The sequence below is a fragment of the Microbacterium pollutisoli genome (assembly GCF_053586795.1).
Genome location: NZ_JBNYWT010000002.1, coordinates 514,025 through 540,068, shown reverse-complemented (window position 1 = coordinate 540,068; position 26,044 = coordinate 514,025). Strand labels below are relative to the sequence as shown.

The 26,044-nt window shown below is 68.9% G+C and carries 20 protein-coding genes; 7 read left to right on the top strand and 13 right to left on the bottom strand.

Annotated elements, in window-relative coordinates; translation table 11 throughout:
- The first annotated feature begins 5 nt into the window (after window positions 1–5).
- Window positions 6–1,169 carry an IS30 family transposase gene (locus tag ACQ143_RS07395; protein ID WP_449570061.1) on the top strand — a complete coding sequence of 388 codons (1,164 nt, stop codon included), beginning with the start codon at window positions 6–8 and terminating at the stop codon, window positions 1,167–1,169.
- Between the two features lie 283 nt (window positions 1,170–1,452).
- On the opposite strand, the gene ACQ143_RS07390 is transcribed toward ACQ143_RS07395, so the two are convergent.
- The 8 genes from ACQ143_RS07390 to ACQ143_RS07355 all read right to left on the bottom strand — a co-directional run bounded on the left by ACQ143_RS07390 (window position 1,453) and on the right by ACQ143_RS07355 (window position 10,356).
- Entirely contained in the window at window positions 1,453–4,638 is a 3,186-nt protein-coding gene (locus tag ACQ143_RS07390) for a chitobiase/beta-hexosaminidase C-terminal domain-containing protein (protein ID WP_449570060.1), read from the bottom strand.
- A gap of 187 nt (window positions 4,639–4,825) precedes the next feature.
- Complete coding sequence (eda, locus tag ACQ143_RS07385; protein WP_449570059.1) at window positions 4,826–5,443, bottom strand: bifunctional 4-hydroxy-2-oxoglutarate aldolase/2-dehydro-3-deoxy-phosphogluconate aldolase; 618 nt, start codon at window positions 5,441–5,443, stop codon at window positions 4,826–4,828.
- Complete coding sequence (gene rbsD / locus ACQ143_RS07380) at window positions 5,440–5,835, bottom strand: D-ribose pyranase (protein ID WP_449570058.1); 396 nt, start codon at window positions 5,833–5,835, stop codon at window positions 5,440–5,442. The genes eda and rbsD overlap by 4 nt, the downstream gene beginning before the upstream one ends.
- Complete coding sequence (locus tag ACQ143_RS07375) at window positions 5,835–6,557, bottom strand: SDR family oxidoreductase (RefSeq protein WP_449570057.1); 723 nt, start codon at window positions 6,555–6,557, stop codon at window positions 5,835–5,837. The genes rbsD and ACQ143_RS07375 overlap by 1 nt, the downstream gene beginning before the upstream one ends.
- A gap of 53 nt (window positions 6,558–6,610) precedes the next feature.
- Entirely contained in the window at window positions 6,611–8,077 is a 1,467-nt protein-coding gene (locus ACQ143_RS07370) for a xylulokinase (RefSeq protein WP_449570056.1), read from the bottom strand.
- Window positions 8,078–8,079: 2 nt separating this feature from the next.
- A complete protein-coding gene (locus tag ACQ143_RS07365; RefSeq protein ID WP_449570055.1) occupies window positions 8,080–9,051 on the bottom strand; it encodes a shikimate dehydrogenase family protein in 972 nt (323 codons plus the stop codon).
- On the bottom strand, window positions 9,048–9,758 hold the full coding sequence (gene deoC, locus ACQ143_RS07360; protein WP_449570054.1) for a deoxyribose-phosphate aldolase: 711 nt from the start codon (window positions 9,756–9,758) through the stop codon (window positions 9,048–9,050). Before deoC ends, ACQ143_RS07365 begins: the two co-directional genes overlap by 4 nt.
- Window positions 9,751–10,356 carry a glucose-6-phosphate isomerase family protein gene (locus tag ACQ143_RS07355; protein WP_449570053.1) on the bottom strand — a complete coding sequence of 202 codons (606 nt, stop codon included), beginning with the start codon at window positions 10,354–10,356 and terminating at the stop codon, window positions 9,751–9,753. The genes deoC and ACQ143_RS07355 overlap by 8 nt, the downstream gene beginning before the upstream one ends.
- A 135-nt stretch (window positions 10,357–10,491) precedes the next feature.
- Here ACQ143_RS07355 and ACQ143_RS07350 point away from each other — a divergent pair, with 135 nt between their 5' ends.
- Window positions 10,492–12,951: a glycosyl hydrolase 2 galactose-binding domain-containing protein gene (locus tag ACQ143_RS07350; RefSeq protein ID WP_449570052.1), complete on the top strand. Its 2,460-nt coding sequence runs from the start codon at window positions 10,492–10,494 to the stop codon at window positions 12,949–12,951.
- Here the strand turns inward: ACQ143_RS07350 and ACQ143_RS07345 are convergent.
- From ACQ143_RS07345 to ACQ143_RS07335, 3 genes are read right to left on the bottom strand one after another with little or no spacing between them, the layout of a single operon-like run.
- A complete protein-coding gene (locus tag ACQ143_RS07345; RefSeq protein WP_449570051.1) occupies window positions 12,938–13,882 on the bottom strand; it encodes a phosphotriesterase family protein in 945 nt (314 codons plus the stop codon). The genes ACQ143_RS07350 and ACQ143_RS07345 overlap by 14 nt on opposite strands.
- Complete coding sequence (locus ACQ143_RS07340) at window positions 13,879–14,850, bottom strand: NAD(P)-dependent oxidoreductase (RefSeq protein ID WP_449570050.1); 972 nt, start codon at window positions 14,848–14,850, stop codon at window positions 13,879–13,881. Before ACQ143_RS07340 ends, ACQ143_RS07345 begins: the two co-directional genes overlap by 4 nt.
- Window positions 14,847–15,797, bottom strand: coding sequence for an SIS domain-containing protein (locus tag ACQ143_RS07335; RefSeq protein ID WP_449570049.1), 951 nt, complete (start codon window positions 15,795–15,797; stop codon window positions 14,847–14,849). The genes ACQ143_RS07340 and ACQ143_RS07335 overlap by 4 nt, the downstream gene beginning before the upstream one ends.
- 61 nt (window positions 15,798–15,858) lie before the next feature.
- Between ACQ143_RS07335 and ACQ143_RS07330 the strand changes: the two genes are divergently transcribed.
- Window positions 15,859–16,611 carry an SDR family NAD(P)-dependent oxidoreductase gene (locus tag ACQ143_RS07330; RefSeq protein WP_449570048.1) on the top strand — a complete coding sequence of 251 codons (753 nt, stop codon included), beginning with the start codon at window positions 15,859–15,861 and terminating at the stop codon, window positions 16,609–16,611.
- Here the strand turns inward: ACQ143_RS07330 and ACQ143_RS07325 are convergent.
- Window positions 16,596–19,133: a family 78 glycoside hydrolase catalytic domain gene (locus tag ACQ143_RS07325; RefSeq protein WP_449570047.1), complete on the bottom strand. Its 2,538-nt coding sequence runs from the start codon at window positions 19,131–19,133 to the stop codon at window positions 16,596–16,598. The two genes, ACQ143_RS07330 and ACQ143_RS07325, sit on opposite strands and share 16 nt — an antisense overlap.
- Window positions 19,130–20,470: a DUF3863 domain-containing protein gene (locus ACQ143_RS07320; RefSeq protein WP_449570046.1), complete on the bottom strand. Its 1,341-nt coding sequence runs from the start codon at window positions 20,468–20,470 to the stop codon at window positions 19,130–19,132. The genes ACQ143_RS07325 and ACQ143_RS07320 overlap by 4 nt, the downstream gene beginning before the upstream one ends.
- 183 nt (window positions 20,471–20,653) lie before the next feature.
- Here ACQ143_RS07320 and ACQ143_RS07315 point away from each other — a divergent pair, with 183 nt between their 5' ends.
- The 4 genes from ACQ143_RS07315 (at window position 20,654) to ACQ143_RS07300 (ending at window position 26,041) form a co-directional block, all read left to right on the top strand.
- Window positions 20,654–21,928, top strand: a complete 1,275-nt coding sequence (locus ACQ143_RS07315; protein ID WP_449570045.1) for an ABC transporter substrate-binding protein — start codon at window positions 20,654–20,656, stop codon at window positions 21,926–21,928.
- 224 nt (window positions 21,929–22,152) lie between these two features.
- Complete coding sequence (locus tag ACQ143_RS07310) at window positions 22,153–24,237, top strand: hypothetical protein (protein WP_449570044.1); 2,085 nt, start codon at window positions 22,153–22,155, stop codon at window positions 24,235–24,237.
- Window positions 24,234–25,208: a carbohydrate ABC transporter permease gene (locus ACQ143_RS07305; RefSeq protein WP_449570043.1), complete on the top strand. Its 975-nt coding sequence runs from the start codon at window positions 24,234–24,236 to the stop codon at window positions 25,206–25,208. The genes ACQ143_RS07310 and ACQ143_RS07305 overlap by 4 nt, the downstream gene beginning before the upstream one ends.
- Window positions 25,205–26,041: a carbohydrate ABC transporter permease gene (locus ACQ143_RS07300; RefSeq protein WP_449570042.1), complete on the top strand. Its 837-nt coding sequence runs from the start codon at window positions 25,205–25,207 to the stop codon at window positions 26,039–26,041. The genes ACQ143_RS07305 and ACQ143_RS07300 overlap by 4 nt, the downstream gene beginning before the upstream one ends.
- The last annotated feature ends 3 nt before the right edge of the window (window positions 26,042–26,044 follow it).

Sequence of the window (26,044 nt, the reverse complement as noted above, 5' to 3'; positions counted from 1 at the left end):
AGCCGATGGTGGACAAGCAGCGATCGTTTGCGAAGCTGCTGCAGCAGGGAGTGTCGATCTCAGAGGCGTGCCGGCGTCTCGGGATCGATCGCAAGACGGGGCACTGGTGGAAGAACGGCGGCAGCGTCGCGACCTCCACCGGGACGCGGATCATCGAGCCGGTCATTGGGCGCTACGAGGGCAAGGCTGAGTCCGACCGGTACTTGAGTGAGGCCGAGCGAGTGGTCATCGCTGACGGTCACCGGGCTGGGAAGTCGGCGCGGGCGATCGCGTCGGAACTGGGACGGGCGGTGTCGACGGTCGCTCGTGAGCTGACCCGCAACCGTGCCAGCGACGGCGTGTATCACCCGTTCACCGCGCACGCGCTGATGCGAGCGCGGCGGCCGCGCCCGAAGCCTCGCAGGCTCGAAACCGACGCTTCGTTGCGAGGCCTGGTTCAGAAGCATCTCGACGAGCACTGGAGCCCCGAACAGATCGCGCACGAGCTCGCCACCCAGCACGCTACGCCGATCGCGGTCGAGACGATTTACCAAGCGCTGTACGCCCCAACCCGCGTGATCGCGAGGGATCCGAGAGCCGTCCTGCGCACGGGGCGGCCTCACCGGCGTCCTCGCCGTCGCGGTGATCAGCGCCGGCCACGATTCATCGTGCCGATCACCCCGATCGATCAGCGGCCGGCCACGGTACTGGAGCGACTCGAGCCCGGTCACTGGGAGGGGGACTGCATCGTCGGCGCTTACAACCGCTCCGCGATCGGCACCCTCGTCGAACGCACCTTCCGGTACACGATCCTGCTCCACCTCGATGGCGAGTCCCGCGCCGGCGCCGTCCGCGATCAACTTATCGCGACGTTCAGCGCGCTCCCGCCAGCGATGCGGCGGTCCCTAACGTGGGATCAAGGCAGCGAGATGAGCCACCACCACACCGTCGCGGAGACCGTCGGCATGCCGGTCTACTTCTGCGACCCCGGCAAGCCTTGGCAGAGACCCACGAACGAAAACACGAACGGGCTGCTACGCGACTACTTCCCGAAGGGCACGAACCTCCGCTTGCACACCGCTGAGGACCTCCAGCGGGTCAGCGACGAGCTCAACCGTCGGCCGCGCAAGACCCTCGACTGGAAGACACCCCACGACCTCTTCGCTAACCTTCAGACCAAGGCCGTGTAGCGACGACCGCTGGAACCCGCCGAGCAGAAGTGGGGAATTTCAGTGAGCGCCGTCAACCCGGTACACACACGGCTCTGTGGGACCGGGTTCGGTGCTGCGTACGATCATGTCGCGGATCATCCGCTGGCAGTCCGTGTGGTCATCACCAGCCATCATCAGTTCTACCCTCCGTGTGGCGAACCTGTCAGTCCGACGGGGTCAGGACGCGCTGTCCAGTCCACGGACATGCATGGAAACCGAAAGCGGGGGCACGGAGTTCCGTACCCCCGCTTTGCTCACGCGCTTACTGCAGGGTGAACTCGACCGTCGTGGCGTTACCGGCGACGTCGTGCACGACGAGCGTGTTCGCGCCGGCGACGGCCCCGAACACTCCCGGCGCGATGAAGTTGACGTCGGACCACGCGTTGTCGGTGAGGTCCTTCACCTTCCCGTTGAGCACTACCCGGTCGATCTTGCCAGCGTCGTACAGCTTGAAGCTCACCTTCTCGTAGACACCGTCACCTCCGACCGTGAACGAGCCACCGCTCTTCACACTGACCGTCGGCGCCGTGCCGTCGACCGTGACGTCGAACGTCTTGGTCTGCGACACATTGCCCGCCAGGTCGTGTGCGTTGTAGCGGATCGTGTAGGCACCGTCGGGCAGCGAGACCGACGCGGTGTGGGACGCCGTCAGGGCACCGCCCGCCGGCGACTGAGTGCTCTTCACGAGCGTTCCGCTGCGGTAGGCGTTGGCGACGATCTTCGCCAGCCCGCGGTCGTCGCTCGCGTCGACCTTCAGCGCGAGCGACTTGTGCGGACCCGCAGCCGTCGGCGCTGCCAGCGCGACGGTGGGCTTCACGGTGTCCGGTGTCTGCGCCTCAGCGGCGATGACCTTGACGTCGTCGACGAAGCCGGTGTTGTCGGCGGTCACGGTCGTGGCGACGAAGGAGATCGTGTGCTCCCCGGCATCCACGGTGAACGGCGCCGTCTCGTGGAACGTGTACGCGCCGTCGGCCGTCGGGGCGTAGTGCCCCAGCAACTGATCGTCGACGAACACGTCGAACTCCTGCAGGCCGCCGAAGTCCGCACGGTTGGCTGCGTAGAAGGTGATCGCGTACTCACCCTCCGGGAAGCGCACGACCTGGTCGATGCGGCTTCCGAGGCCCGAGTCGGTCTTCAGGTAGGCCGTCCGCTCACCCTGGGGTGCGGGGAAGGCGGGGTTGAAGACGCTGTTGTTGTGCTGGATGCCGGCACGCGCACTGAAGGTCCACCCGTTGACCATCGGACCGTTGGAGGTGCCGCCGGTCGCGGGGCTCTCGAACCCCGCGTTGAAGATGGTCACCAGCGGCTCCTCGTCGGGGATCTCCGGGTTGACGAAGCAGCGGTTGTCACCACCCGGGTTGGGGTCGCCACCGAAGTTCGCCGCGGTGCACTCGACGCCGCCGGTGAAGGTGCCGTACGAGAACAGGCCCTCCGAGCCGAACGCGACACTCGCTTCACCCGTGAACTCACACGTGCCGCCGTCTTGGTACTGGCAGAACCGGTACCCGTCGGGAGCGATCTGCACGTCGAGCACCTTGTACAGGCGAGAGGTGACACCCGAGTCCTCGAGGCCGTCCGCGACGGCGATGGCCCGAAGGTACGTCGTGCGCAGCGGGTCGAGGATGAGCTGACCGGCGTAGAGGGTCGAGGATGCCGTCGGCTCGCTGCCATCGGTCGTGTAGCGGATCTCGGCATCCGGCGTGCCCGTCGTGATCGTGACTGCCTCGGTCGACCGGTACAGGCCCGGCTCCAGGCTGAACACGGGCGCGTCGGCGACGCCGTCGGTCGACGCCGGGGTGACCAGCACCTGGGCGACGCCGTAGACACCCTCGGAGAGGGTGGCGCGCACCGCGACGGTGCGCTCGGTGGTCACCTGCGGAGCGGTGAAGACGCCGTCGGCGTCGACCGTGCCGTTGCCGCCACCGACGACGGTCCAGGTGAGGCTGCCGGCACCGTCGATGATCTCGGCATCCAGATCGACCTGCTCGCCGCCGGCGATGGTCGTCTGCACCGGGTCGAGAGCAATCTGGGTCGCGGCCGGAGAGGTCGTGTAGATCGCGAAGGTGTGCTCATCACCGATCTGCGTGTCGGTGAAGCTGTTCGCCGCCGGCGTCAGGGTGCCTGTGGAGGCGGGCAGGAGCGCGTTCTTCTCGACGTCGACGACCGAGTCGGAGAAGGCGAGGCGGGTGAATCCGTCGGTGACGTCGCCACCGGTGAACTCGACCCGCACGTCTTTGGGTTCGCCGGACTGGGTCTCCACGAGCACGGTGAGCTCACCGTCCGCGTCCCGGAAAGCCGTCGCGCGCACGTCGTCATCGGAGGTCGCCGTGCCGAGCACGGTGCTGTGCGCCGGGATGTAGCGCATCAGCAGTCCGGCTTCGTAGAAGGCTGCGGTGGGCGCGAGGCCCAGCACGAGCGAGTCCCACATGTTGAACGCGCCGTTGGTGTCACCGGCGGGATCGTCGGTCATGACGCCGTTCATCTGCCAGACGAGGTTCGAGTGCACCCCGTTGTTGGCGCTGCCGATGATGTAGTTGGAGTAGCCGGTCTCCCACACGCTCGTGCCGGGGTTGGTCCACCCCATCTCGGACAGATTGAGCGGCGCATCGCCGATCGAATCACGCCGCTGGTCGATGGCTTCGCCGAGGAAGTCGTACGACTCTCCGTAGAGGTGGAACGAGTACTGGTCGAACACGTCTGCCGCGTTGTCAGCCATGTACTCGGTCCAGTCGGGAGCGTTGACCTCCTCCGGACCCCAGATCTCCACCTCGTCGCGCAGGCCGTCGGTGACGAGCTGGTCGTGCACCTTCCGGGCCATCTCGGCGTAATAGGCCTTCTGGTCGGCGGGGCCTTCGAAGTCCCAGCTGCCGTTGGGCTCGTTGTAGAACGTCAGGTAGTCGACGTTGTCGTAACCGCGCTGGGTGATGAGCTCGTCCAGCAGAGCCGATGCCGAGCGGCCGTAGGCATCGAGGTCGCCGGGGGCACTCTCGTAGGGCTTGGTCACGCCGGGGTAGAGGAACCAGTCGTGCACGCGCTCGCCGACCTTCCACCCGAAGTTCAAGAGCACCTCGGTGCCGGCTTGCTCGAAGGCGTCGAGGTAGCGGTAGAACGCGAGCATCTCCGGGCTCTCGAAGTCGTACTGGCCCTTCTCCAGCTCCATCCAGTCGATCTGGAACCAGACACGCGCCACCTTCGGCTGAACCGTGAGGATGCGTTCGACGTCGACCTCCCAGTCGGCATCGTCGTAGCCGAGGGTGGTGGTTCCTTCCAACAGGCTCCACGGGATGACGTTGACGCCGATGCCGAGGTAGTCCTCCTGCACCACCTCGTCGAGGTTCACCGTCACTGTGCGTTCGGCGTCTTCCGCGGCGGCGGGCAACACGGGGACGAGGGCGCCCGCCGTGACCACCGCCGTCGCTGCGATCACCGGACCGATTCGTCGTCGCATCGGTTGTTCTCCTATCTCCATCGATAGAGCGCAGGCCGCTGGTTCGGGAACGTCATCGGTAACACCAGGTAGTGACACTACGCGCTAAGGGGTGATCTACACGGTAAACGACCCGATAATGCACCCGCAAGGCCTTCGAAAGAGGTAGTAGAGGTAGTGTGGCTACGGAAACTGCTATCGGTGCAGATCAGGAGATCGCGGCGGAAGCCTCCTGCGACAGATGGCGTACGGTCTCGACGTCGCCCGACGCGAGAGCGCGCGCGGGCACCATCCACGACCCGCTGACGGCGAAAACCGCCGGGTCGTCGAGGTACTCCTTCGCATTGCTCGCCGACACACCTCCCGAGGGCAAGAACCGCACATCGGGGAACGGCCCGGCGAACGCGCGCACGGCCGCCCGTCCGCCGATGAGGTGCGCGGGGAAGAGCTTCAGGTGCTGCAGGCCCGCCGCCACTGCACGCTGGATCTCCGTGCCGGTGGCCACACCCGGTACGACGATCAGGCCGAGCTCCTGACAGCGGGCGACGACGGCGTCGTCGAAGCCGGGCGAGACGACGAAGCGAGCGCCCGCATCGAACACGGTGTCGACCTGCGCCACGGCGGTCACGGTGCCGGCGCCGACGAGGAAGTCAGAGCGCCCGGCCACGGCGCGGATGGCCTCGATGCCGGCGGGCGTGCGCAGGGTGATCTCTGCGCAACGGATGCCGCCCGCCGCCAGAGCGTCGGCCAGGTCGGGCGCGATGGCCGGATCGTCGAGGACGACGACGGGGACGATGCGCTCCCCACCCAAGATGTCGGTGGTCATACGGGGAACCCCACTCCTGCGGTCAGCAACACGTTCGCATAGGGCGTGTCTTCCGCGGTTCGGACGGCGAACCTCGCCCGGGTCGCGATCCGCTTCAACTCGATGTGCGGCACTCGTTCGGTCTCGGGGAGCCGATCGGCGAATACCTGGTCGATCGGCGGGTTGGCCGCCGCGAGCTCCTCGGCGACCACGCTGCGTTCGACGACGACCTCGGCGAGCACCGCATCCAGGACCGGGACGAACCCCGGAAGCCCATAGACGACCCGGAGGTCGACGACGGGGACGCCAGTGGGCACCGGGAACCCGGAGTCGACGACGAGGAACTCGTCGGTGTGGCCGAGTCGGGCGATGTGCCCGCTCAGTTCGGCGTGGAGGATGCCGGCGCGCTTCATCAGGCGTCCTGAGAGGTCGGGGCCACCACGATCTCGCGGAAGCTCACGTGCTGGGGCAGCTGGTAGGCGGCCAGGATCGCCGCCGCGATGTCGTCGGGGTGAAGACCTCCGCCGATGCTGCGCTTGTAGTCGAGGTAGCCGTCGAGCACAGCTCCATCCGTGTGACCGAGGAGTCCGGTGTCGACCATGCCGGGCGCCACCAGCAGCACCCGCACGTCGTGGGCGGCGTTCTCGCGACGAAGACCCTCGGTCATCGCGTGGACGGCGTACTTCGTGCCGTTGTAGACGGTGTGGTCGGTGTAGAGCTGCTTGCCCGCGATCGACCCGATGTTGACGATCGTGCCGTGGCGACGGGCCTGCATTCCCGGCAGCACGAGCTGACTGTTCTTCATCAGGGCGACGCAGTTGACGTCGAACTGCTCCTGAACGAGCACGGGGTCCTGCTCGGCGACCGACGAGAGCGCCATGAGGCCGGCGTTGTTGACGAGCAGATCCACCGGACCGAAGCGCTCTTCGGCGCGGGCGACCGCGTCGCGCACGGCATCCGTGTCGGTGACGTCGACGGCGGCGAGCTCGGCGTCGGCGAGACCGAGCGCGGCCATCGGTTCGAGGCGGCGCGCGATCAGCAGCAGCGGGTGTCCGGCCGCCGCGAAGGCGCGGGCGGTCGCGGCACCGATGCCGGAACTGGCGCCGGTGATCACGACGAGGGGGAGCGAGGTCATGGGATCCCTTCCAAGAGAGGTCGAACGTTCGGGTGTGGGTCGGGTGGGACGGGTCAGGCGGATGCCGCGCGCACCGCGGCCGCGAATCGTTCGCGCGCGAGGTCGTAAGCCGCGGGGTCGAGCGGGTCGTAGCGGTCGATGTCGCGGTGAGCCTGGTCGGCACGCGTGTAGCCATCCCATACGCCGAGCCCGACGAAGGCGATCGTCGCGGCGCCGAGGGCAGCGGCCTGCTGGTCGACGCGGGTGCGGAGCAGTGGCGTGCGGAGGATGTCGGCGTAGATCCGGTTCCACACCTCGGAACGGCTGCCGCCGCCCGAGATGAGCAGGTCCTCGGTCGTTCCGCTCAGGCTGCGCATGAGGGTGAGGCTGCGGTCGAGCGAGAACGCAATGCCCTCGAGGCAGGCCCTCACGAGGTCGGACCGCGCAGTGCCGAGTTCGAGACCCGTCACCACACCGCGTGCCGCGCTTCCACCCTCCAGCGGAGTGCCGCCCGCCAGGGTGGGCGCGAACGCGACTCCCCGCGCGCCGGGTGCGCTCTCGGCGGCGAGGTCGATGACTGCGGAGAGCTCGAGATCGGGGGCGACGATGCCGCGGAGCCACTCGAGGCTTGTCCCGCTGCTGAAGGTCGACAGGGCGCTGATGTGGAATCCCGGAACCGCATGACGGAAGACGTACGGGCGCGCATGCTCGTGGAGCACGGGAGAGGCGGAGGTGACGGTGATCCAGCTCGACGAGCCGAGCGCGGCGTAGATGCGCCCCTCCGCTGTGCCGCGCGAACCCACCGCCATCGCGGCGTTGTCGACGGCGCCGGTGAAGACGGGGATGCCCGCCCGGAGACCGAGCTCCGCGGCGGCGTGCCGGGTGAGAGGGCCGAGCTCGTGGTGCGCCTCGCGGGGCGCCGGGAGCAGAGCGGGGTCGAGGCCCGCGGCATCCAGCAGTTCGGGGTCGTAGGCACCAGCGGCCAGCGAATACGCGCCGGAGCCGGATGCCATCGAGTGATCGGTCGCCATTCGCCCGGTGAGGCGGAGGTTGATCCAGTCCTTCGAGCCGAGGAGGTGCCGGGTGCGTGCCCAGGCCTCCGGGTCTTCTGCGCGGAGGGTGACCGACTTGAAGAGGGGGTAGAGCGGGGCGCCGAAGCCGTTGCCGGTGCGCCGGTACCACTCGGCCTCCTCGACGGCGGCGAACACCTGCTCCGTGCGCCCACGCGCGTCCGACCACAGCGGCGTGCGCTCGGACACGAGTTCGCCCGCCCCATCGACCTGGACGATACCGAGGCTGTGCCCCGACAGGGCGATCCCCGCCACGTCGGCGGGATCCGCACCCGGGGTGTCGAACAGCTCCCGCGTGGCGCGTACCACCGCATCCCACCAGTCTGCCGGCCGCTGTTCATTCCGGCCGGGGGCGGGGTGGTGGGTGCCGTAGGGGACGACGGTCTCTGCACGCAGCCGCGCATCGGCATCCCACAGGGACGCTTTGCAGCCCCCGGTGCCGAGGTCGTAGGCGAGCGCGAGGTCGGCCATCGTCAACGCGTGGAGCGGGCGATGTCGCTGAGCCGGTCGAAGACGGGGCCGGACGTCGGGATCGTGACGTCGAAGACCTCGGCGATCACCTGCGTCCACCCGTGCACGAAATAGATCCAACCATCTTCGACCCGCACCGAGCGAGTCTGCTCCTGCCGCCGGGCCTGATCGAGGAACACGAGGTCACCCCGGTAGTTGAGATCCCACGCGGTCGCCCCCTCGGGGAAGACGGCGTCGTCGGTGAGCGGCGAGCCGGGAGCGTCCTTGCCGAGCCCGGTCGCATTCACGACGACCGATCCGGGCGCGAGGGATGCCAGCACCCGGTCGTTGTCGGAGGCGTCGGGCGTCAGCACGTACTCGAACGTCGTATCGGTGTCCAGCTGCGCATGGATCTCGCGGATGTGCGCGAGGCGCTGCGGCGAACGGTTCGTCACGATGATGCGGCGCGGCCGATCGGCGCCCGAGGCCCGCTGCGAGAGATACCAACTGATCGCGATCGTCGAACCGCCGGCGCCCATGCAGAGGGCATCGGCGGGTGCCTTCTCCCAGAAGCCTGCGGGCAGGAACGCGTCGAGCGCGTGGCCGCTCGAGATCGGGTCTTTCGCGTGGCAGATGAGCGCGCTGCCCCGCTTGGAGATGCAGCTGGTCTCGCCCATCAGGCGGGCGAACGGATCGATCTCGTCGAAGAGGTCTTCGCACGCGGCGAAGAGGTCGAGCTTGTGCGTTGTGACGAGGGCACCGAGGCTCAGCGGGTCGCCGGCGATGAACTCCACGACCCGGCGGTAGTCCTCGCGCGGCGCGTGCAGGGGCAGGTCGATGCCCTTCAGCACGGCGCCGTCGAGGCCGAGTTCTTCGGCCCACGCGGGGAACACCTTCTGGATCGACGAGCTTCCCGTGGTCACCCCGATGAAGTACAGTGTCGGGCTGGTCGCGGGGGTCAGATCGTGCGCGGTGAAGGTCGGGACGGCAGTCATGCCGGGCGCCGTTCGCTCGCGGCGACGGCAGCGGTCGCGGCATCCGCGTTCATCCCGAAGCGGGTCACGCCGAGCCGAGCCATCGCGGTCACCGTCTCGAGATCACGGATGCCGCCGGCCGCCTTGAGAGCGGCGCGTCCGGCCGCACGCTCGGCGATCACCTCGATGTGGTGCACCGTGGTGGGGCGGCCAGACCATCCCGTGCCGGTCTTGATCCAGGGGACCCCGGCCGCGATGGCGGCATCGACGCCGGCGCGGATCTCGTCGTCGGAGAGGTGCCCGACTTCGAGGATCGCGCGCAAGGGCACGCGACCGTCGACGACCTCGACGACGCGGGCGAGCTGTTCGGTGACGTACGCCACGTCGCCCGAGCGCAGACGACCGACCGCGACGACGACGTCGAGTTCCTGTGCGCCAAGGTCCAGCAGTTCGCGAGCTTCCGCGACCTTTGTAGCGGTGGTGGCGCCGCCACTCGGGAACCCGACGGGAGACCCGGAGAGCACTGATGAGCCTGCCAGTAGCTCGCGCAGGTCGGTGAGCCAGCCGGGAAGGACGTGGGCGCTGACGAACCCGCCGGCGACGGCGCGGCGGGCGAGCTCCTCGATGTCGGCGCGGGAGTGCTGAGCCTGCACGCAGCTGATGTCGATATGGGCCGCGAGGTCGGCGAGGACCGCGGCGGCTCCGGGAGCCGGAGTGAGGTCAGGCACGGTAGCCTCCGTGGTCGGGATTGGTCCGCGTCGTCCAGCCGTTCGCGCCGTCGGTGACGACGAGCTGCTTCATGCCGCCGGCGCTTTCGATGATGCCGTAGTCCTGCCCGGCCTCGGTGGCGTAGGCGAAGAGGGTGACGAGGGTGTCGTCGCCCACGTTGACGCTGCGGTGAACCCAGCCTCCCGGCACATGGACGGCGACACCGGGCGTGATGGGAAGCGCGCGTGACTCGCCATCGACGCTCTCGAGCAGCATCACACCGCTGCCCGCGATCCCGTAGTAGAGCTCGGCGAACTCAGCCTGGGCGTGCAGATGACCGCGCGTCATGGCGAACTCATCACCGATACGCCCGGCGCGCAGCACGCTGAGCCCGATCGTGAGAGCGCCGCGGCCGGACTCGGGCGTGCTGCTTTCCACCCAGTAGACGGGGGCGCCGTCGTCGGCGGCGAGAGCGGCCTCGAAGGCGGCGCTGTCGCGGTAGATGCCCGCCAGTTCGGGCAGGCGCTTCTCGTATCGTTCCGAGGAGCCGGGGAGGGTGCCCCCGATCGCCTCGACGGTGAGGGTGGCTGGTTCAGCCGGTCGTGCAGCGGCGCACATGCAGTGGTCCATTCGTAGCGGTTCTGTAGTGATACTACGCGAATCCTCAGAATCCATGCAACGAACGCGGTATCAGGCCGTGAAAACGGCAGTATGCGGTAGTTGGGCTACTTTGACTGTGCTAGTTCTAGAAGCGTGATCTCTCGCGACCTGCATGACGACTGGACCCTGACGCACCTCGCCGGAGAGGTACCGCCGGCCTTCGCGGCCATCGCCGGAGCGACGATTCCCGCCACGGTGCCGGGGGTCGTTCACACCGATCTACTCGCGCAGGGGGCCATTCCCGATCCGTACCTCGATGACAACGAGGCCGCCCTCGCCTGGATCGGCCACAGCGACTGGCGCTACACGACAACGTTCGTCTTCGAACCCGACGGCCACACCCGGCACGACCTTGTCGCCGAAGGGCTCGACACCGTCGCCCGCGTGAGCGTCAACGGTGTCGAGGTCGGTGCCACCGTCAACCAGCACCGCACCTATCGGTGGAACCTCGACGGCATCCTCCGCGCCGGCGAGAATGCCCTCGTCATCGACTTCCGCTCCCCGATCGCCTACGCACGCGAGCGTGAGCAGGTACTCGGTGAGCGCCCGCACTCCTACGTGCACCCGTTCAACGCGATCCGAAAGTCCGCCTGCAACTTCGGCTGGGACTGGGGCCCCGCCCTCGTCACGAGCGGCATCTGGCGACGGATCGGGTTGGAGTCCTGGACCGACGTGCGCATCGCCGCCGTCCGCCCGGTCGTCGGCATCGGGGGAGACCCGCGCCGCGCCGACGTGCACGTGGACCTCGAGTGGGCTCCTTCCGTGGACGCCAACGCGGATGCCGTCGAGGTGACGGCGCGGGTGGCCGGGGTGACCGTCACGGCATCCGTGCCCGCGGGCACCGCCACGGTGGCGCTCGCCGTCGAAGCGCCGGATGCGGAGCTCTGGTACCCGCGCGGGTACGGCGAGGCCCGGCTGTACGACCTCGTGGTGACCGTGGGCACCGGGCGCGAGGTCCGTCGGCGGATCGGGTTTCGCGCGGTGCAGCTCGACGTCGAGGCCGACGCGGACGGGAGTCCGTTCCAGGTGATCGTCAACGGCATCCCCGTCTACATCCGCGGGGCGAACTGGATTCCCGAGGACACCTTCTTCCCGCGGGTGACCCGCGAGCGCCTCACCGAGCGCTTCGCCGACGCCACCGACGCGCACATGAACCTGCTTCGCGTGTGGGGCGGCGGGGTGTACGAGTCCGACGACTTCTACGATCTCGCCGATGAGCAGGGGGTGCTCGTCTGGCAGGACTTCCTTCTCGCGTGCGCCGCGTACAGCGAAGACTCTGAGCTGTGGGATGAGTTCGCCGCGGAGGCGAGGGATGCCGTCACCCGACTCTCGTCGCATCCGAGCCTCGTCGTCTGGAACGGCGGCAACGAGAACATCTGGGGTTGGGTCGACTGGAACTGGCGCACGGCGCTGCAGGGTGCCACCTGGGGAGAGGGCTACTACCAGCGACTGTTCCCCGAGATCGTGGGTGAACTCGCCCCCACGACGCCCTACTCGCCCGGCAGCCCCTACGGCTTCAGCAGCTACGTGCACCCGAACGATCCCGCCCACGGCACGACGCACATCTGGGATGTCTGGAACCGTGTCGACTACGACGTGTACCGCGACTATCGTCCGCGCTTCGTCTCGGAGTTCGGCTTCCAGGGTCCGCCCGCCTGGTCGACGCTCTTCTCGGTCGTCCACGATGAGCCCGCCGACCCGTACGGCCGCCTCATGCTCGTGCATCAGAAGGCGCAGGACGGGAACGGCAAGCTCGAGCGCGGGCTCGGCGATCACATCGCCAAGCCGGCGACGATCGCCGACTGGCATTGGGCCACGCAGCTGAACCAGGCCCGCGCGGTGCGGTTCGGCATCGAGCACTTCCGCTCGCTGCATCCGCTCAACCAGGGTGCGATCGTGTGGCAGCTGAACGACTGCTGGCCGGTGATCTCGTGGGCGGCCGTCGACAGTCACGGTCACCGAAAGCCGCTGTGGCATGCGCTGCGCGCCGCCTACGCGGAGCGGCTGGCTACCGTGCAACCGCGCGAGGGCCGTCCGGCGCTGGTGGTCCACAACGACACCAATAGTCGGTGGGAGTCGGGCTTCACGGCTCGCGTCGTCGACGTCGATGGCCGTGAGGTCGCGCGGCACGACGGCGCGGTGGCAGTCGGCGCGCGGGAGGCGGCGACGATTCGCCTGTCGATCGAGGCGAGCGATCCGGCGCGCCATGTGCTGGTGGTCGACCTCGCATCGGGGGAGCGAGCGCTGTGGTGGTTCGGCGAGGACCCCACGCTCGCCCTGGACCCTCGGCCGCTGGAGGTCACATCGGTGGCGGTCGCCGGTGGCTACGCGGTGCGGGTGCGCGCTCGGTCAGCCGCGAAAGACATCACCCTGCACGTCGATCGGGTCCACCCCGAGGCGCGAGTCGACCGGGCGCTCGTGACCCTGCTCGCGGGTGAGGAGGCCGTGTTCACAGTGACCGCACCCGCCGGCCTCGCTCCGGAACTGTTCACCGCTCCCGAGGTGGTGCGCACCGCGAACGATTTGGTGCTGCCCGCGGTCAGCGCCAGGTGAGCCAGGCGGCGGGGTTGGTGCGCAGGACGGCATCCGCGAGCACGTCGCCACCGGCGTCGCGCACGCGCGGCACGAACCGGTCGCCGAGGTAGCGCAGTCCCGGGATACCGCCGTATGCGCGGTACCGGGACCGGCGGGCGACGTCGCCGCCGAGCAGGATGCGCGAGGCCGCTCCGGCTCCCGCGGCGGAAACGAGGCAGTCGACGAGCACCGAGTCCGGCCACTCGCGGGCACGCGCGGCGCCGTCGTAGCCGAGGTAGGCGCCGGCCGCGGCGAGCTCGGCGTGGAGGACCGGGTCGGGGTTGCGGTCGATGTGCGCGAGCGCGACGCGGTCGGGGGCGACACCCGCCGCCGCGAGAGCGTCGAGGGCCTCGAAGGCGGCGGTGCCGTGTTCGAGGTGGACCATCACGGGCGCTCCGGTGCGACGGTGGGCCTCTCCGACCGCGGCGATCGCCGTCTGCGCCGCGTGGTCGATGCGCCAGTAGCCGAGCCCGACCTTGAGCACCCCCGCCCGAAGCGCATCCGCCGATGCGGCATCCGTCTCACCCGACAGATCCTCCGCGTCGCCGACGGTCAGATCACGCAGGAACGCGGCCGCCAACGTGTCCACCGAGGCGGTGAGGAGCGGGTGATCATCGCGGTAGTGCTCGCGCCGGTGCACCCCGGTCGTCATCACCACGTGGAGTCCGGTCGCTTCCGAGATGCGACGGATCGCGTCAGGTCGTCGACCGAGCCCGAGGGGCGTGGCATCCACCATCGCCTCGAACCCGGAGGCGCCCAACTGGCGGGCTTCCTCCTGTGAGGCAGTCTCGTCGTCGAGGTCGTCACCGCGCAGGAGCGGGGAGACCTGGAAGAGGTGCTCGTGGTAGTTCACGCGACCGAGCGCGGCGGGGTCGAGGTCACCCCGCACCGTGCGGACGAATCCCGTCACGACGCGACCGGGTACGGCGGGCGACGCCCCTCGAGCACTGCCCGCAGGTTCTCGGTCGCGAGGCCTCCCATGCCGTCGACGCCCTCGCGGGTCTGGGCGGCGAGGTGCGGGGTGATGATCACTTGGTCGATGAGGTCGGGGGCGAGCAGCGGCGATGCGCCCTCGTCGCTGTTCTCGGAGCCGTGGTTCTCTGTGGCGAGCGTGTCGGCGGCGTAGGCGCTCACGCGTCCGCGCCGGATCGCATCGGCGAGGGCCGCCTCGTCGATGAGGTCGGCGCGCGCCGTGTTCACGATGAGCACCGGTCGATCGGATGCCGCGAGCCACTCCGCGTCGATGACGGTCTGTCCCCCCGGGGCGTGCAGGGTGAGGATGTCGGCCTCGCGGGCCAGGGTCGGCACATCGGTCGGAGTGATGACCTCGAAGAGCGGATCGCTCGGCGCCACCCAGGGATCGACACCGAGCACGCGCGGGCCGAACCCGGAGAGTCGATCGATGACGAGGCGCCCGATGCGCCCGAGCCCGACGACGCCGATCGTAAGCGCCGACAGCTCGCGGGCCATCCAGGCCGACCAGTCCCCGCGCCGCACCCGCCGGTCGGCCGCAGGGATGCCGCGCAGCGCCGCCATCAGCAGGGCGACGGTGTGCTCGGCCACGGCGGGGGAGTTGGCCCCCGGGGTGTTGGTGACGGTGATGCCGCGGGCGGCGGCGCTGGTGACATCGACCTTCTCGTACCCGACGCCGTACCGGGAGATCACCCGCAACCGCGGTGCCAGTTCCAGGTGCGCGGCGGTGATGGGGCCCGTGCCGGCGATCCACCCGTCGACGTCGGGAAGGACGGCGGCCAGATCGTCGAGGGTGTGGGCGGGCGCGGCGCGGACGATGTCGTAGCCGGCATCGACGAGCTCACGGGCGAGGTCGCGGCCGCCGGTTCCGAACGACCTCGACGTCACGAGCACGCGGGCGTTCACGACGAGACGGCTCCGGCATCCGTTCCGGCATCCGAGGCGTCGCCCGTCTCGGCATTGCCGCCGGCGCGCATCGCGGCCAGTTCGCTCTTCATGCGGCGGATCGCCTCGGTATGGGCGGGGCTACGCCGAAGCGCCACCCCGGTGGCCAGCACGTCGATGACCACGAGACCGGCGAGGCGGCTCGTCGACGGCGTGTAGATGTCGGTGTCCTCGAAGGTGCGCGCGATGAGGGGCACCGACGCCAATTCGGACAGCGGGCTCTGACGGCCGGTGATCGAGATGACACTCGCCCCCGCCTTGCGCGCAGCCTCGGCGACGGTCACGGTCTGCTCGGTGTGTCCGGTGTTCGAGATCGCCACGGTGACGCTGCGCGGGCTGCTCATCGTGGCGGCGATGAACTGCTGGTGGAAGTCTTCGGGCGCCTGGCACGGGATGCCGAAGAGCGGGAACTTCTGCTGCGCGTCTTGGGCGATGATGCCACTCGCGCCGAACCCGACGAACAGGATGTCACTGGCATCCAGCAGGAGCGCGATCGCCTCGTCGACGGCCTGCGGGTCGAGGGTGCGTCGCGCGCGGTCGAGGCTCGAAATCGTGTGGTTGAAGATCTTCTCGGCGAGGTCGGCGCTGGAGTCTTCGGGGGTGATCGACGAGTGCGTCACCGGCAGGCCGAGGGCGAGCGTCTGGGCGAGCTGGATCTTGAAATCCTGGAAGCCTTCGCACCCGACCGATGCGCAGAAGCGCATGACGGTGGGCTCGCTGACCTCGGCCGCTTCGGCCAGGCCCGCCATCGTGAAGTGCACGACACCGCCGGGGTTGTCGAGCACGATCGCCGCCACGCGCTGCTCCGAGCGCCGCAGCAGCGGAAGCTGCCGGGTGATGCGCTCGAGGAGCGTGTCGGTCGAATCCTCCGTCGCGGCATCGGTGCCGCGGGTCGGGTCGATCGTCATGGGAGACCTCCATGTAGTATTGCTACACACCATAGCGCACCTGTTCCGAAAGGGTCCGACGATGTACCGAGAACTGCTCGAACTGCGTGACCGAGTCGCCGTCGTCACCGGCGGATCGCGCGGCATCGGACGCGCGATCGTGAGTGCGCTCGTGGAGTTCGGCGCCACCGTGGTGATCGCCGACCTGCTCGACGACGCGGGACACGAGGCGGCGCAATCGCTCGGCGAGCGGGTCGAATACGTACACCTCGACGTGACGGATGCCGCCTCGGTGGAGGCCGTGTTCGCGGACGTCGTCGCCCGACACGGGCGCCTCGACATCCTCGTCACCTCGGCGGGGATCGCCAACCACGAGTCCTCGCTCGACCTGTCGCGCGAAGCGTGGGACCGCGTCTTCGCGGTCAACGCGACCGGCACGTTCTGGTGCGCCCGCGAGGCCGCGCGGCACATGACCACGGGCGGATCGATCGTCGCGATCGGCTCGATGTCGGGCGAGATCGCCAACGCGCCGCAGCGCCAGGCCGCGTACAACGCCTCGAAGGGGGCGGTGCACCTGGCGGTGAAGTCTCTCGCGATCGAGTTCGCCGAGGCCGGCATCCGCGTCAACGCCGTTGCGCCCGGCTACGTCGGCACCGAACTCACCAAGCAGGGCGTGCCGGAGGACTGGTGGGACGACTGGGTGCGGCGCACCCCGATGGCACGACTCGGCACTCCCGAAGAGATCGCCTCGCTCGTCTCGTTCCTCGCATCGGATGCCGCGTCGTACATGACCGGCTCCGTGGTGCTGATCGACGGCGGCTACTCGGCCTGGTGATCTCCTCCGCGTAGCGGCAGAGTGGCCCGTCGGTGGTGGTGTCCCGCGCCGACTTCTTCGACGATCCCACCGAGCTCGAGGCGTGCGGTCACGCCCACGGGCACGACGCTGTCGAGCACGACCTCGTCGCCCTCCACCCGCCACGACACCGACAGCTCTCCGTGCGGCGTCGTGACCGACGCCTCGGCCGAGCGGATGCCGGTGCCGACGACGGCCGGTGCGATTCGGGCCACCCGCCACCCCGCCTCGAGCGGACGGAGGCCGGCGACCTCGCCGTAGAACCAGTCGTCGATCGTCCCCAGGAAGTAGTGTCCCCGCGAGCGCGACTCGGGCTTCCAGTGCTCCCACAGCGACGTCGCCCCGTGGGTCACCCAGTAACCCCAGCTGGGAAAGGTGGTCTGCCGGGCGATGGCGACGGCGGCATCCGCGTGCCCCCACCGTGTGAGGACGGGGAGGAGGTACTTGGTGGCGAGCGCACCGGTCGACAGGTGGTCTGCCCGTGCCCGGACGTCGGCGGCGAGGCGATCGGCCGCCCGCCCGCGGGCCGGCACGGGGAGCGCGTCGAAGGCGAGGGCGAGCACGGTGTGCGCCTGCCGGTACCCTTCGTCGCCGTCGCCCTGGACGGTCGCCGTGGCGTCGTCCCAGAACGCGTCGACAAAGGCGGAGCGCACGTGCGCTGCCGCACGCTCCCATTCCTCCGTCGGCTCACCGAGCAGCCCGGCGATCCGCACCGCGGTGTCGCACATCGCGATCAGATAGGCGGTGGCGGCGACCCGCGGGTCTTCCGGGGCGTTGCCGCCACCGGCATCCGTCTCCGGACTCACCCAGTCGCCGAGGGTCGTCTCGGCGATGCCGCTCGGGCAGCGATCCAGCTCGAACCGCAGATAGTCGCGGGCGTCCGGCCAGGTATCACTCAACACGCGCAGGTCACCGCGCTGCTCGTAGATCTCCCACGGCACGAGCAGCAGGGCGGCGTGCCAGGTCGGCGCGGGCGTCCAGTCCATCGTCCAGCCGCCGTGCGGCGCGATCACCTCGGGTGCGCCCGCGCCGTGCCGGGAGACGGCGATGTCGGTCGACCACTTGGCGAGCAGCTCGTGGGTGTCGAGGTTCTGCAGCATCATCCGGGCACCGACCATCCCGTCGCCCGTCCAGCCGTTCTTCTCGTACTTCGGCGTATCGGTGGGGATGCCGTGGAGGTTGTTGCGGATCGTGTTGACCGTCAGCTCATGCAGCGTCGTCAGCAGGGGATCGCTGCAGGAGAATCGACCGATGCGGGGTGCGCGGGTGTGGACGACCGCCGCGCGCAACCGCGGCAGTCGCGCGGCCCGCACCTCGACGTGCTGGAACCCGTGCCACGTGAACCGCGGATGCCACGTGGCCCGCCCTCCGGCCAGGGTCAGCCGGTCGGTCTGGAAGCGGCCGTCAAAGTACCCCTTCTCATCGACGCAGTTCGGAGTGCCGTCGGCGCGCAGCGTTTCGCCGAAGCGCAGCTCGACGACCTCACCCGCCTCACCGTCTGCCGCGACCTCCACCCATCCCGCGATCACGCGGGGGAAGGAGGCGACCCAGCGCCCCTCGCCCAGCGCGGCCGTACTGACCGGATCGAGCCACTCCGCGACCGCGATCGGTGGCTGCCGCTGGGCGACGGGCGTGCCGAGCGGTCCGCGCGCGAGGCGGACCGGAACGGCATCCGAAGTCTCGGTTCCCGGCACGCTCCACCCGGGCCGTGCGCGGCGCAGGTCGTGGTCTTCGCCGGCGTACAGGTCGTCGAAGGATGTCGGCCCCTCGACCGTCGTCCAGTCCGGGCCGGTGGCCACGACCGTTTCGCCCGTGGCACTTCGCAGGAGAAGGAGCACACGCAGGCACGGGTCGTCGTGCCAGGGCGCCGTCTCCCAGTTCCACGTGTTCTTGCCACGCATGCCGTAGAAGCCGCGTCCGAGTTCGGCGCCCAGCGCGTGACGCCCGGGCGAGAGGCGAGAAGTGACGTCGATCACCGTGTACTGGGCCGCCTCGTCGTAGTCGGTGAAGCCGGGACCCAGCAGGCTGTCGTCCACCGGCAGACCGTCGAGCTCGACCTGCGCGAACCCGCCCGCCCCGACGACGAGGTAGGCCTCCGTCGGCGACTCCGTCACGTTGAACTCGTGCCGGAGCAAGGGAGCGCTCGCCGTGCTTGCCGCCCCACCGATCCACTGTGCCCCGCGCCAGTCGCCGTCGAGCACCCCGGTGACGAACGTCGCGTCGGCGGAGAGGTCGCCCGCCGTGGTCGCCACCCCCACCCGCCACCGATACCGGCGGAGGGATGCCAGCGGCGCCCCGGCGTAGGCGATGTCGACCATCGCGTCGCCGTCGACCCGGCCGGAGGTCCAGACGAGCACGCCGTCGGCATCCCACACGGTCAGCGACCACGCCAGCTGTCGGATGCCGTCCAGGTCGGTGTCGATGTTCCAGCCGAAGCGGGGCACGACATCGACGCCCACCGGGTCGACCGCGTGCTCGACGGTGAGCCGGGCGAGGGAGATCATGCGCCCGACAGCTCCTCGACCGTTGCCCCGGCGCGCAGACGCGCCAGCTCCGGCGCGTCCCCGTACCGCTCTGCGAGTGCGGCGTCGATGTCGGGGTGCTCGGCGAGGAAGCGCGCCAGGGGCACCGGCGCATCCTGGGGGCGGGTGCGCTTCTGGTTGATCTCGCCGAGAAGACTCCACCGTCGGTCACCGCTGCCGGTGGGCTCCCGCTCGTCGCCGCGGTAGGCGGTGTAGTCGAAGACGTCGACACCGTCGGCATCGGTGACGACCCCCAGGCGGAAGTCGGCCGTCATGAACCACGTCACCGTCTCACCGGCCCGGGAGGCCTGCACACCGCTGCCGGACTGTTCCAGCAGGTAGGCGAGGTTCTCATTGTCGGGATGCCGTGCGCGCCACCGATCGCCGAACTCGGCGATCGTGGGCATCTGCAGGTCGGGCCAGCGCTCGCGCAGCCCCGAGAGCCAGCCGGCCCAGGCATCGAGCATGCCGGCATCGTGCTGGAGTCCGCGGGCCACCTCGCTGATCTCGTAGTTCACCGTGAGCCAGCCCATGCCGTTGCGCTCGACGTTGCGGTCGTTCAGGTGGGCGGCGCTGGTGGCATCCAGTTCCACGAGCGCGTCACGGCGGGGGAGGCGGTGCAGCGTCTCGATCGGCCCGAGCCCGAGCCGAGAGTTGAACTCCGACGACATCCCGGCGGTGCGGGCGGCGACGAGGTCGACGGTCCAGCCGTCCAACTGCACCGCGTCGATGCGGTCGTCGCCGCGACCGGGGACGAGGAAGTGCTGACGCGACGGGTAGTAGGGGTAGGCGAGGGAGCCGTCGCCGTCTTGCAGGTCGATGTCGAACTGACTCCAGATGTTCCCCTGCACCGTGCGGATGCCGGCATCTCGCGCGCGCGAGATGTTCTCGGCCGAGAGGAACCCCGCCACCAGTGACCGGGTGGGCGCATCGAACTCGTCGTGGAGCACCACCATGGCATCCTCGATGTCGCGTGCCACCTCGTCGCGCGTGCCGTAGAGGTTGGCGAAGAATCCGCCGGGCACGAAAGTGATGTCATCGCCGTGGGCGTCGGCCACGGCCGAGAGGGTGCGGCGGATGTCGCGATACCGTCGACTCGTGTCGGTCAGTGCCCCCCACGACAGCGCCCAGGTCAGGCGCGCCCCGGGGAGGGCGTCGCGCACGGCCGTCGAGAACTTCTCGACGAGTTCGGCCGAGTGCAGCTCCGACTCGTCTTCCCACAGCGACCGGGTGCGAGTCGCCTCGATCTGGTGGCGTCGGATGACGGTGTTGACGGTGAGGTTGCGCCCGAGAGAAGCGGGCGCCGCGGGGGCGGTCATGTCGAGTCACCCTACAGGGAGGGAGCGAAACAACGTAGTGCTACTAGCCAAATCCGCCACTTGGAGGAGATTTCTCGAGAAGAACCTGGCGAATCGACCCAAAGTGTGTAGTATCGCTACCAATCACATCCACACGTCGCGGAGCGCACTGCCGCGGCTATCGACGGAGATAAAGGAGAAGCCATGACGAAGTGGCTCAAGAGCGCAGCACTGGCCGGCGTCGCGGTGCTCGCGGTCGGCGCCCTGGCGGGATGCACGACCAGCGGTGAGGGAAACGGCGAGGTCGAAGACGTCGAACTCAGCTTCCTCATGTGGGGAGACGGCGGCGACACGCAGACGGCCTACGAGGACGTCATCGACCAGTTCGAGGATGCCAACCCGGGCATCACGATCAACGCCGAGTTCTTCAACACCAACGACTACGACAACATCCTGAAGACCCGCCTCTCCGGTGGCGCCGGTCCGGATGTGTATGGATTCGACCTCGGCAACATCAACACCTTCATTCAGGACGGCTTCGCGGCCGACCTCTCCGACGGCGGCGAGAGCTACCTTTCGCGCCTGACGCCGGAGGCAGCGGAGGACAGCCAGCGCGGGGGCGGCACGTACAACCTGCCGATCTCGGTCTCGGGCAACGGCATCATCTACAACAAGGCGCTGTTCGAGAAGGCCGGCATCACCGAAGAGCCGACCACGTACACGGAGTTCAAGGCGGCCTCGCAGAAGCTCGTCGACGCCGGCGTCATCCCGCTCGCGATGAGCGCGCAGGACAACTGGTGGCCGCAGTTCGTCGTCTACTACCCGCTCGCCGAGCACGGCGCCAACGAGGAGCTCGGCGCGCAGATGTCGGCCGGCGAGGCGACCTTCAGCGGCAATGCGGCGTGGACCGAGTCGCTCGACATCGTGAAGGAGCTCGTCCCCTTCTACATGCCGAACCCGGTGGGAACCAACCAGACCGCTGCGCAGTCCGCCTTCCTCGCGGGCGAGGCGGCCATGTTCCCCGCGACGTGGATCCTCTCCGACGCGCGCGCCGCCGACCTCGACGTCGCGTACATGAACTTCCCGACCACCGATGAGCCGGCCGACGCCATCTGGGGCACCTACCAGGTGCGCTTCGGTGCCAACCCGAACAACGGGGATGCCAAGCTCGCGGCGTCGCACAAGTTCCTCGACTTCTTCATGCAGGACGAGGTCTACTCCGAGTTCCTCGGCAAGGTGAAGCTCTTCCCGACGACGACCTCGGTCGAGATCGGTGAAGACGTCGACCCGTTGTTCCCCGACATGCAGGCGGCGTGGGAGGGTCGGCAGTTCATCGCGGCCTTCTCGCCCACCGACCCCGCCATCCAGGACGCACTCCTGGTCGGGCTGCAGAACCTCATTGCGGGTCAGAAGGACACCGCCGGGGTGCTCACCGACCTCGATGTGGCGCTCGAGCAGTACATCGCCAACAACGGCTGATCTCTCCGAAGGGCCCGGTGACGCGACGTCGCCGGGCCCTTCGGCATGGTCGGGCCCCATCCGGTCCCGTCCGGCTCCCTTCCGGTAGCACAGCTACCGATACCCACCCGATTAGCGGCCATTTCGGACCTCTCGTCGGCATTCCCACCCCTCTCATGTAGTATGGCTACATGCCCGAGATTCGCGAGAATCCGGCGAAATCAGCGAGACCGAGGATGTGCTCCGTGCCCCAGCAGCTCACGATCGAAGACGATCGCGCCGCCGTGACCTTCGACGCCGTGACGGGCGGAATCGTCTCCATCCACGACGCTCTGGTCGGCCCGTGGCTTCGTTCGGACCTGGCCGGCTCGCTCTACGTGCTGGAGGTTCCGCGCGGCGGCGACCGCACGGTCGTGATCGCCACCGCCGACCAGACGCTCACCTCCGCGGACCGCGTCGGTTCGTCGCTGACGCTGCGGTGGGAGTCGCTCCTCACCTCCGCCGGCGAGCAGGTGCCGGGCTCCATCGAGGTGCGCGCCACCGTCGCGGAGGGTCGGCTCGACCTGACGCTGAGCTTCGACCTCGACCTCCCCGCATCGGATGCCGGTGTCGTCGAAGCCGTACGTTTCCCGTCGCTGCGTGGCATCCGTCCGTCCACCGGTGCGCTCGAACTGCGGGGCGTCGACTACTCCACCGGGACGCGGATCTCGCTCCTGCCGGTGTTCGACAGCAACGCGCCCTACTGGGGCACGATGTTCCCCGACTACGCCAGCGGCAACCTGCGTCCCGAACTGGTCGGCAACCCGACCTCACCGTTCGTCGTGCTCGCCGGCGAGCACGGCGGGCTGACCGTGCAGCCGTCGCAGCCGACCCTCGACTTCATCGGCTGGCGTGCATCGCTCGAACCCGGCTTCGACGACAGCATCGCGCGGGATGCCGGGGCGGATGCCGCGGTGACTCTCGACGCGATCCACTTCCCCGTCGCCCCGGGCCTCCGCGCGGAGCTTCCGGCGATGACGGTCGCTCCCTACGCGGGCACCTGGGAGCGTGGCACCGACGTCTACCGCGCCACGCAGGGGCCGACGCGCCGCTCCGGCGCTCCGTGGCTTGCGGAGCCCCGCACGTGGCTGCAGGTGCAGCTCATGTCGACGGAGGGCGAGCCGCGATACGACTTCGACGCGCTCGTGGACATCATCGAGGAGTGCGCCGCCGCCGGCATCCGCGCGATCCAGATCACCGGCTGGAACGAGGGCGGTCAGGACGGTCAGGTGCCCTGGCACCGACCCGCCGAGAAGCTCGGAGGAGAGGCGGGACTGCGCAGGGCCCTCGCCCGCGCGCGCGAACTCGACGTGGCCACCGTGCTCTACGTGAAGTACGTGTGGGTCGAAAAGCCCGGTCCGCACTGGAACGACCTCGAGCGGTTCGTCGCGCGCGATCCGAACGGTCAGCCGTACGCGCAGCCCGGCCCGGTCTACCACTCCTCGCGCAAGCGCTACGGCATCAGCACCCCGTGGTACCTGCCGCTGTGTTTCGGAGTCGCGGAGCTTCGGCGGCGCTTCGCCGACGAGGTGGCGGGCTTCGCCGCGTGGGGAGCCGATGGCATCCTCGCCGACGAATCGCTGTACCACGGGCGCGCGCTGCTGTGCTTCGCGGACGACCACGGACACGAGCCGGGAGCCAGCGCGTTCACCTGGGATGCCGAGTACCTCGCCGACATGCGCGCCGCGCTCGGCGCGCACGCCGACACCTTCGTGATCGCGGCGGAAGGCGCGTACGACGACCAGTTCGAGCACTACGACGTCTCGTACTTCCGCAGTGCCTCGCGCCAGCACCGGCCGCTCGGGCGGATGCTGCGTCCCGACGCCCGCATCGTGACCGCCCTCACCGGCTTCGACGACCGGAACATGGCCGTCCAGAGCCTGCTCTACGGCTACGGCATGAGCCTCGAACCCTTCAACTTCAAGGGGCGACCGGGCGACATGCCCGCCACCGTCGCCGTCGCCGGACAGGTCGACCGCCTCCGGGCCCGGTACGCCGACTGGCTGTGGAACGGGCAAATGGTCGACGACGACGGCATCCGCATCACTGCGCTGGACGGCACACCCCACCCGCTGCGCACCGTCTGGGCGGATGCGCAGGACAGCTCCCGGCTCGTGGTGGTCGCCAACGACGCAGACGAGCCCCTCACCCTGACGATCGCCGGCCTCGGACCCTCCGCCGCCGTGCGACTCGACGGCAGCACGTCCGCGCTGGATGCCGATGCCATCGTGGTCGGTGCGCGTGACGCGCTGCTGATCGTGCCGGTACCCGAACCGATTGGAACACTATGAGCAGTACGCGCGTCGAAGACATCCGCGTCCTCGCCCTCGACGATCCGAAGCACACCCGCACGCTTCGTGAACGCCTGTGGACCGGGCGCAGCTCCACCGGCAAGTTCTGGATCGCGGTCTCGCCCGCACTGGCGCTCTACCTGATCTTCACGGTCTATCCGATGCTCCAGGTGGTCGTCGCGAGCTTCACCGACGCCCGCGGCTTCAACCGTCCGTGGGAGTTCGTCGGGTTCAACAACTTCGTGCGCATCTTCTCCGGCGACCCGGTGCTCATGGAGGCGGTCGGAAACACCGCCATCTACGCGTTCTTCAAGATCGTCGTGCAGACGGTGATCGCGTTCCTCATCGCCGTGCTGCTGCACCGACAGCTGATGCTGGGCAACATCTACCGCGCGATCTTCTTCGCGCCGATGGTCATCTCGCCCGTCGCGATCGTGTTCGTGTGGAGCTTCATGTACGACCCCACCTCGGGGACGATCAACACGATGTTGGATGCCATCGGCCTCGGCGCACTCGCCCAGGACTGGCTCGGCAATTACGATCTCGCCCTCTACAGCGTGATCCTGGTCGACCTGTGGAGCGGGCTCGGCTTCAACATCGTGATCTTCCTCGCGGGGCTCTCCACCATCCCCGGCGAGATCCTCGAGGCTGCCCGCGTCGACGGCGCGCGCGGCTGGAAGACGCTGCGCTACATCACCCTCCCGCTCATGTTCCCTTCCATCGGGCTCGTGCTGGTGCTCTCGATCAACGGGGCCTTGCGCGCCTTCGACACCGTGTACCTCATGACCCGAGGCGGGCCGGGCAACTCGACCCAGCTGTACATGACCCAGGTCTTCCAAGAGGGCATGGTGAACAACAACTTCGGGTACGCGTCGGCGATGGCGGTCCTCGTGCTCGTGGTCCTGATCGCGATCGCTGCCGCCCAGAACCGATTGAACAACCGCATCGCCGAAGAGGAGGGCGTTCGATGAACACGCGCACCGTCGCGCGCGCAGCGCGCCGCATCCCCGTCAACGTCCTGCTGATCATCCTCAGCATCCTGATGATCTATCCCATCGTGATCATCGTGATCACGGCCTTCAAACCGAACCTCGAGGTGCTCACGAACCCCACCGGGTTGCCGCAGAACCCGACGTTCGACAACTTCGTCACCTCGTGGGTCGAGGCGGGCTTCGCGAACCTGTTCGCGAACTCGATCCTGTTGACGCTCGTGAGCATGACGATCGCGACCTTCGTGGCGGCGCTCGCCTCGTACGCGATCGTGCGTCAGGCCACGAAGATCGGCTCCGGCGTTTACCTGCTCCTCGCCGCGGGCATCTTCCTGCCGATGCAGCTGGCGCTCGTGCCCCAGTTCCGGGTGGTGCGTGACCTCGGTCTCATCAACAGCTACGCCGGCGTCATCGTGCTCTACATCGCCGGAGCACTCCCGTTCGGCATTTTCCTCATGGCTGCGTTCATGCGTCAGGTGCCCAAGGAGATCGTCGAGGCGGCGATCATCGACGGTGCCGGCTACTTCCAGCTGTTCTGGCGCATCTTCTTCCCGCTCGGCCGCCCGGCCATCGCGACCTTCTGGGTGCTGCAGGGCGTCGGCGTGTGGAACGACTATCTCGTGCCGCAGCTCCTGCTGACCGACCCCAACAAGCGGACGCTGACCACCGGTGTGCTGTACTTCAAAGCGCAGTACCTCGCCGACTGGGGGAACATCATGGCCGCCGTGCTCATCATGAGCCTGCCGATCCTGCTGCTGTTCGTGTTCGCGCAGCGGTACTTCGTCAGCGGTCTGTACGCGGGCGCGGTGAAGTAGCAG

What these genes read in the sequence shown, in the direction of transcription:
- ACQ143_RS07395 (WP_449570061.1), top strand. Translation starts at nt 6, where the DNA reads ATGGTGGACAAGCAGCGATCGTTTGCGAAGCTGCTGCAGCAGGGAGTG.
- ACQ143_RS07390 (WP_449570060.1), bottom strand. Translation starts at nt 4,638, where the DNA reads ATGCGACGACGAATCGGTCCGGTGATCGCAGCGACGGCGGTGGTCACG.
- eda (WP_449570059.1), bottom strand. Translation starts at nt 5,443, where the DNA reads ATGACCACCGACATCTTGGGTGGGGAGCGCATCGTCCCCGTCGTCGTC.
- rbsD (WP_449570058.1), bottom strand. Translation starts at nt 5,835, where the DNA reads ATGAAGCGCGCCGGCATCCTCCACGCCGAACTGAGCGGGCACATCGCC.
- ACQ143_RS07375 (WP_449570057.1), bottom strand. Translation starts at nt 6,557, where the DNA reads ATGACCTCGCTCCCCCTCGTCGTGATCACCGGCGCCAGTTCCGGCATC.
- ACQ143_RS07370 (WP_449570056.1), bottom strand. Translation starts at nt 8,077, where the DNA reads ATGGCCGACCTCGCGCTCGCCTACGACCTCGGCACCGGGGGCTGCAAA.
- ACQ143_RS07365 (WP_449570055.1), bottom strand. Translation starts at nt 9,051, where the DNA reads ATGACTGCCGTCCCGACCTTCACCGCGCACGATCTGACCCCCGCGACC.
- ACQ143_RS07355 (WP_449570053.1), bottom strand. Translation starts at nt 10,356, where the DNA reads ATGTGCGCCGCTGCACGACCGGCTGAACCAGCCACCCTCACCGTCGAG.
- ACQ143_RS07335 (WP_449570049.1), bottom strand. Translation starts at nt 15,797, where the DNA reads ATGACGATCGACCCGACCCGCGGCACCGATGCCGCGACGGAGGATTCG.
- ACQ143_RS07330 (WP_449570048.1), top strand. Translation starts at nt 15,859, where the DNA reads ATGTACCGAGAACTGCTCGAACTGCGTGACCGAGTCGCCGTCGTCACC.
- ACQ143_RS07325 (WP_449570047.1), bottom strand. Translation starts at nt 19,133, where the DNA reads ATGATCTCCCTCGCCCGGCTCACCGTCGAGCACGCGGTCGACCCGGTG.
- ACQ143_RS07320 (WP_449570046.1), bottom strand. Translation starts at nt 20,470, where the DNA reads ATGACCGCCCCCGCGGCGCCCGCTTCTCTCGGGCGCAACCTCACCGTC.
- ACQ143_RS07315 (WP_449570045.1), top strand. Translation starts at nt 20,654, where the DNA reads ATGACGAAGTGGCTCAAGAGCGCAGCACTGGCCGGCGTCGCGGTGCTC.
- ACQ143_RS07305 (WP_449570043.1), top strand. Translation starts at nt 24,234, where the DNA reads ATGAGCAGTACGCGCGTCGAAGACATCCGCGTCCTCGCCCTCGACGAT.
- ACQ143_RS07300 (WP_449570042.1), top strand. Translation starts at nt 25,205, where the DNA reads ATGAACACGCGCACCGTCGCGCGCGCAGCGCGCCGCATCCCCGTCAAC.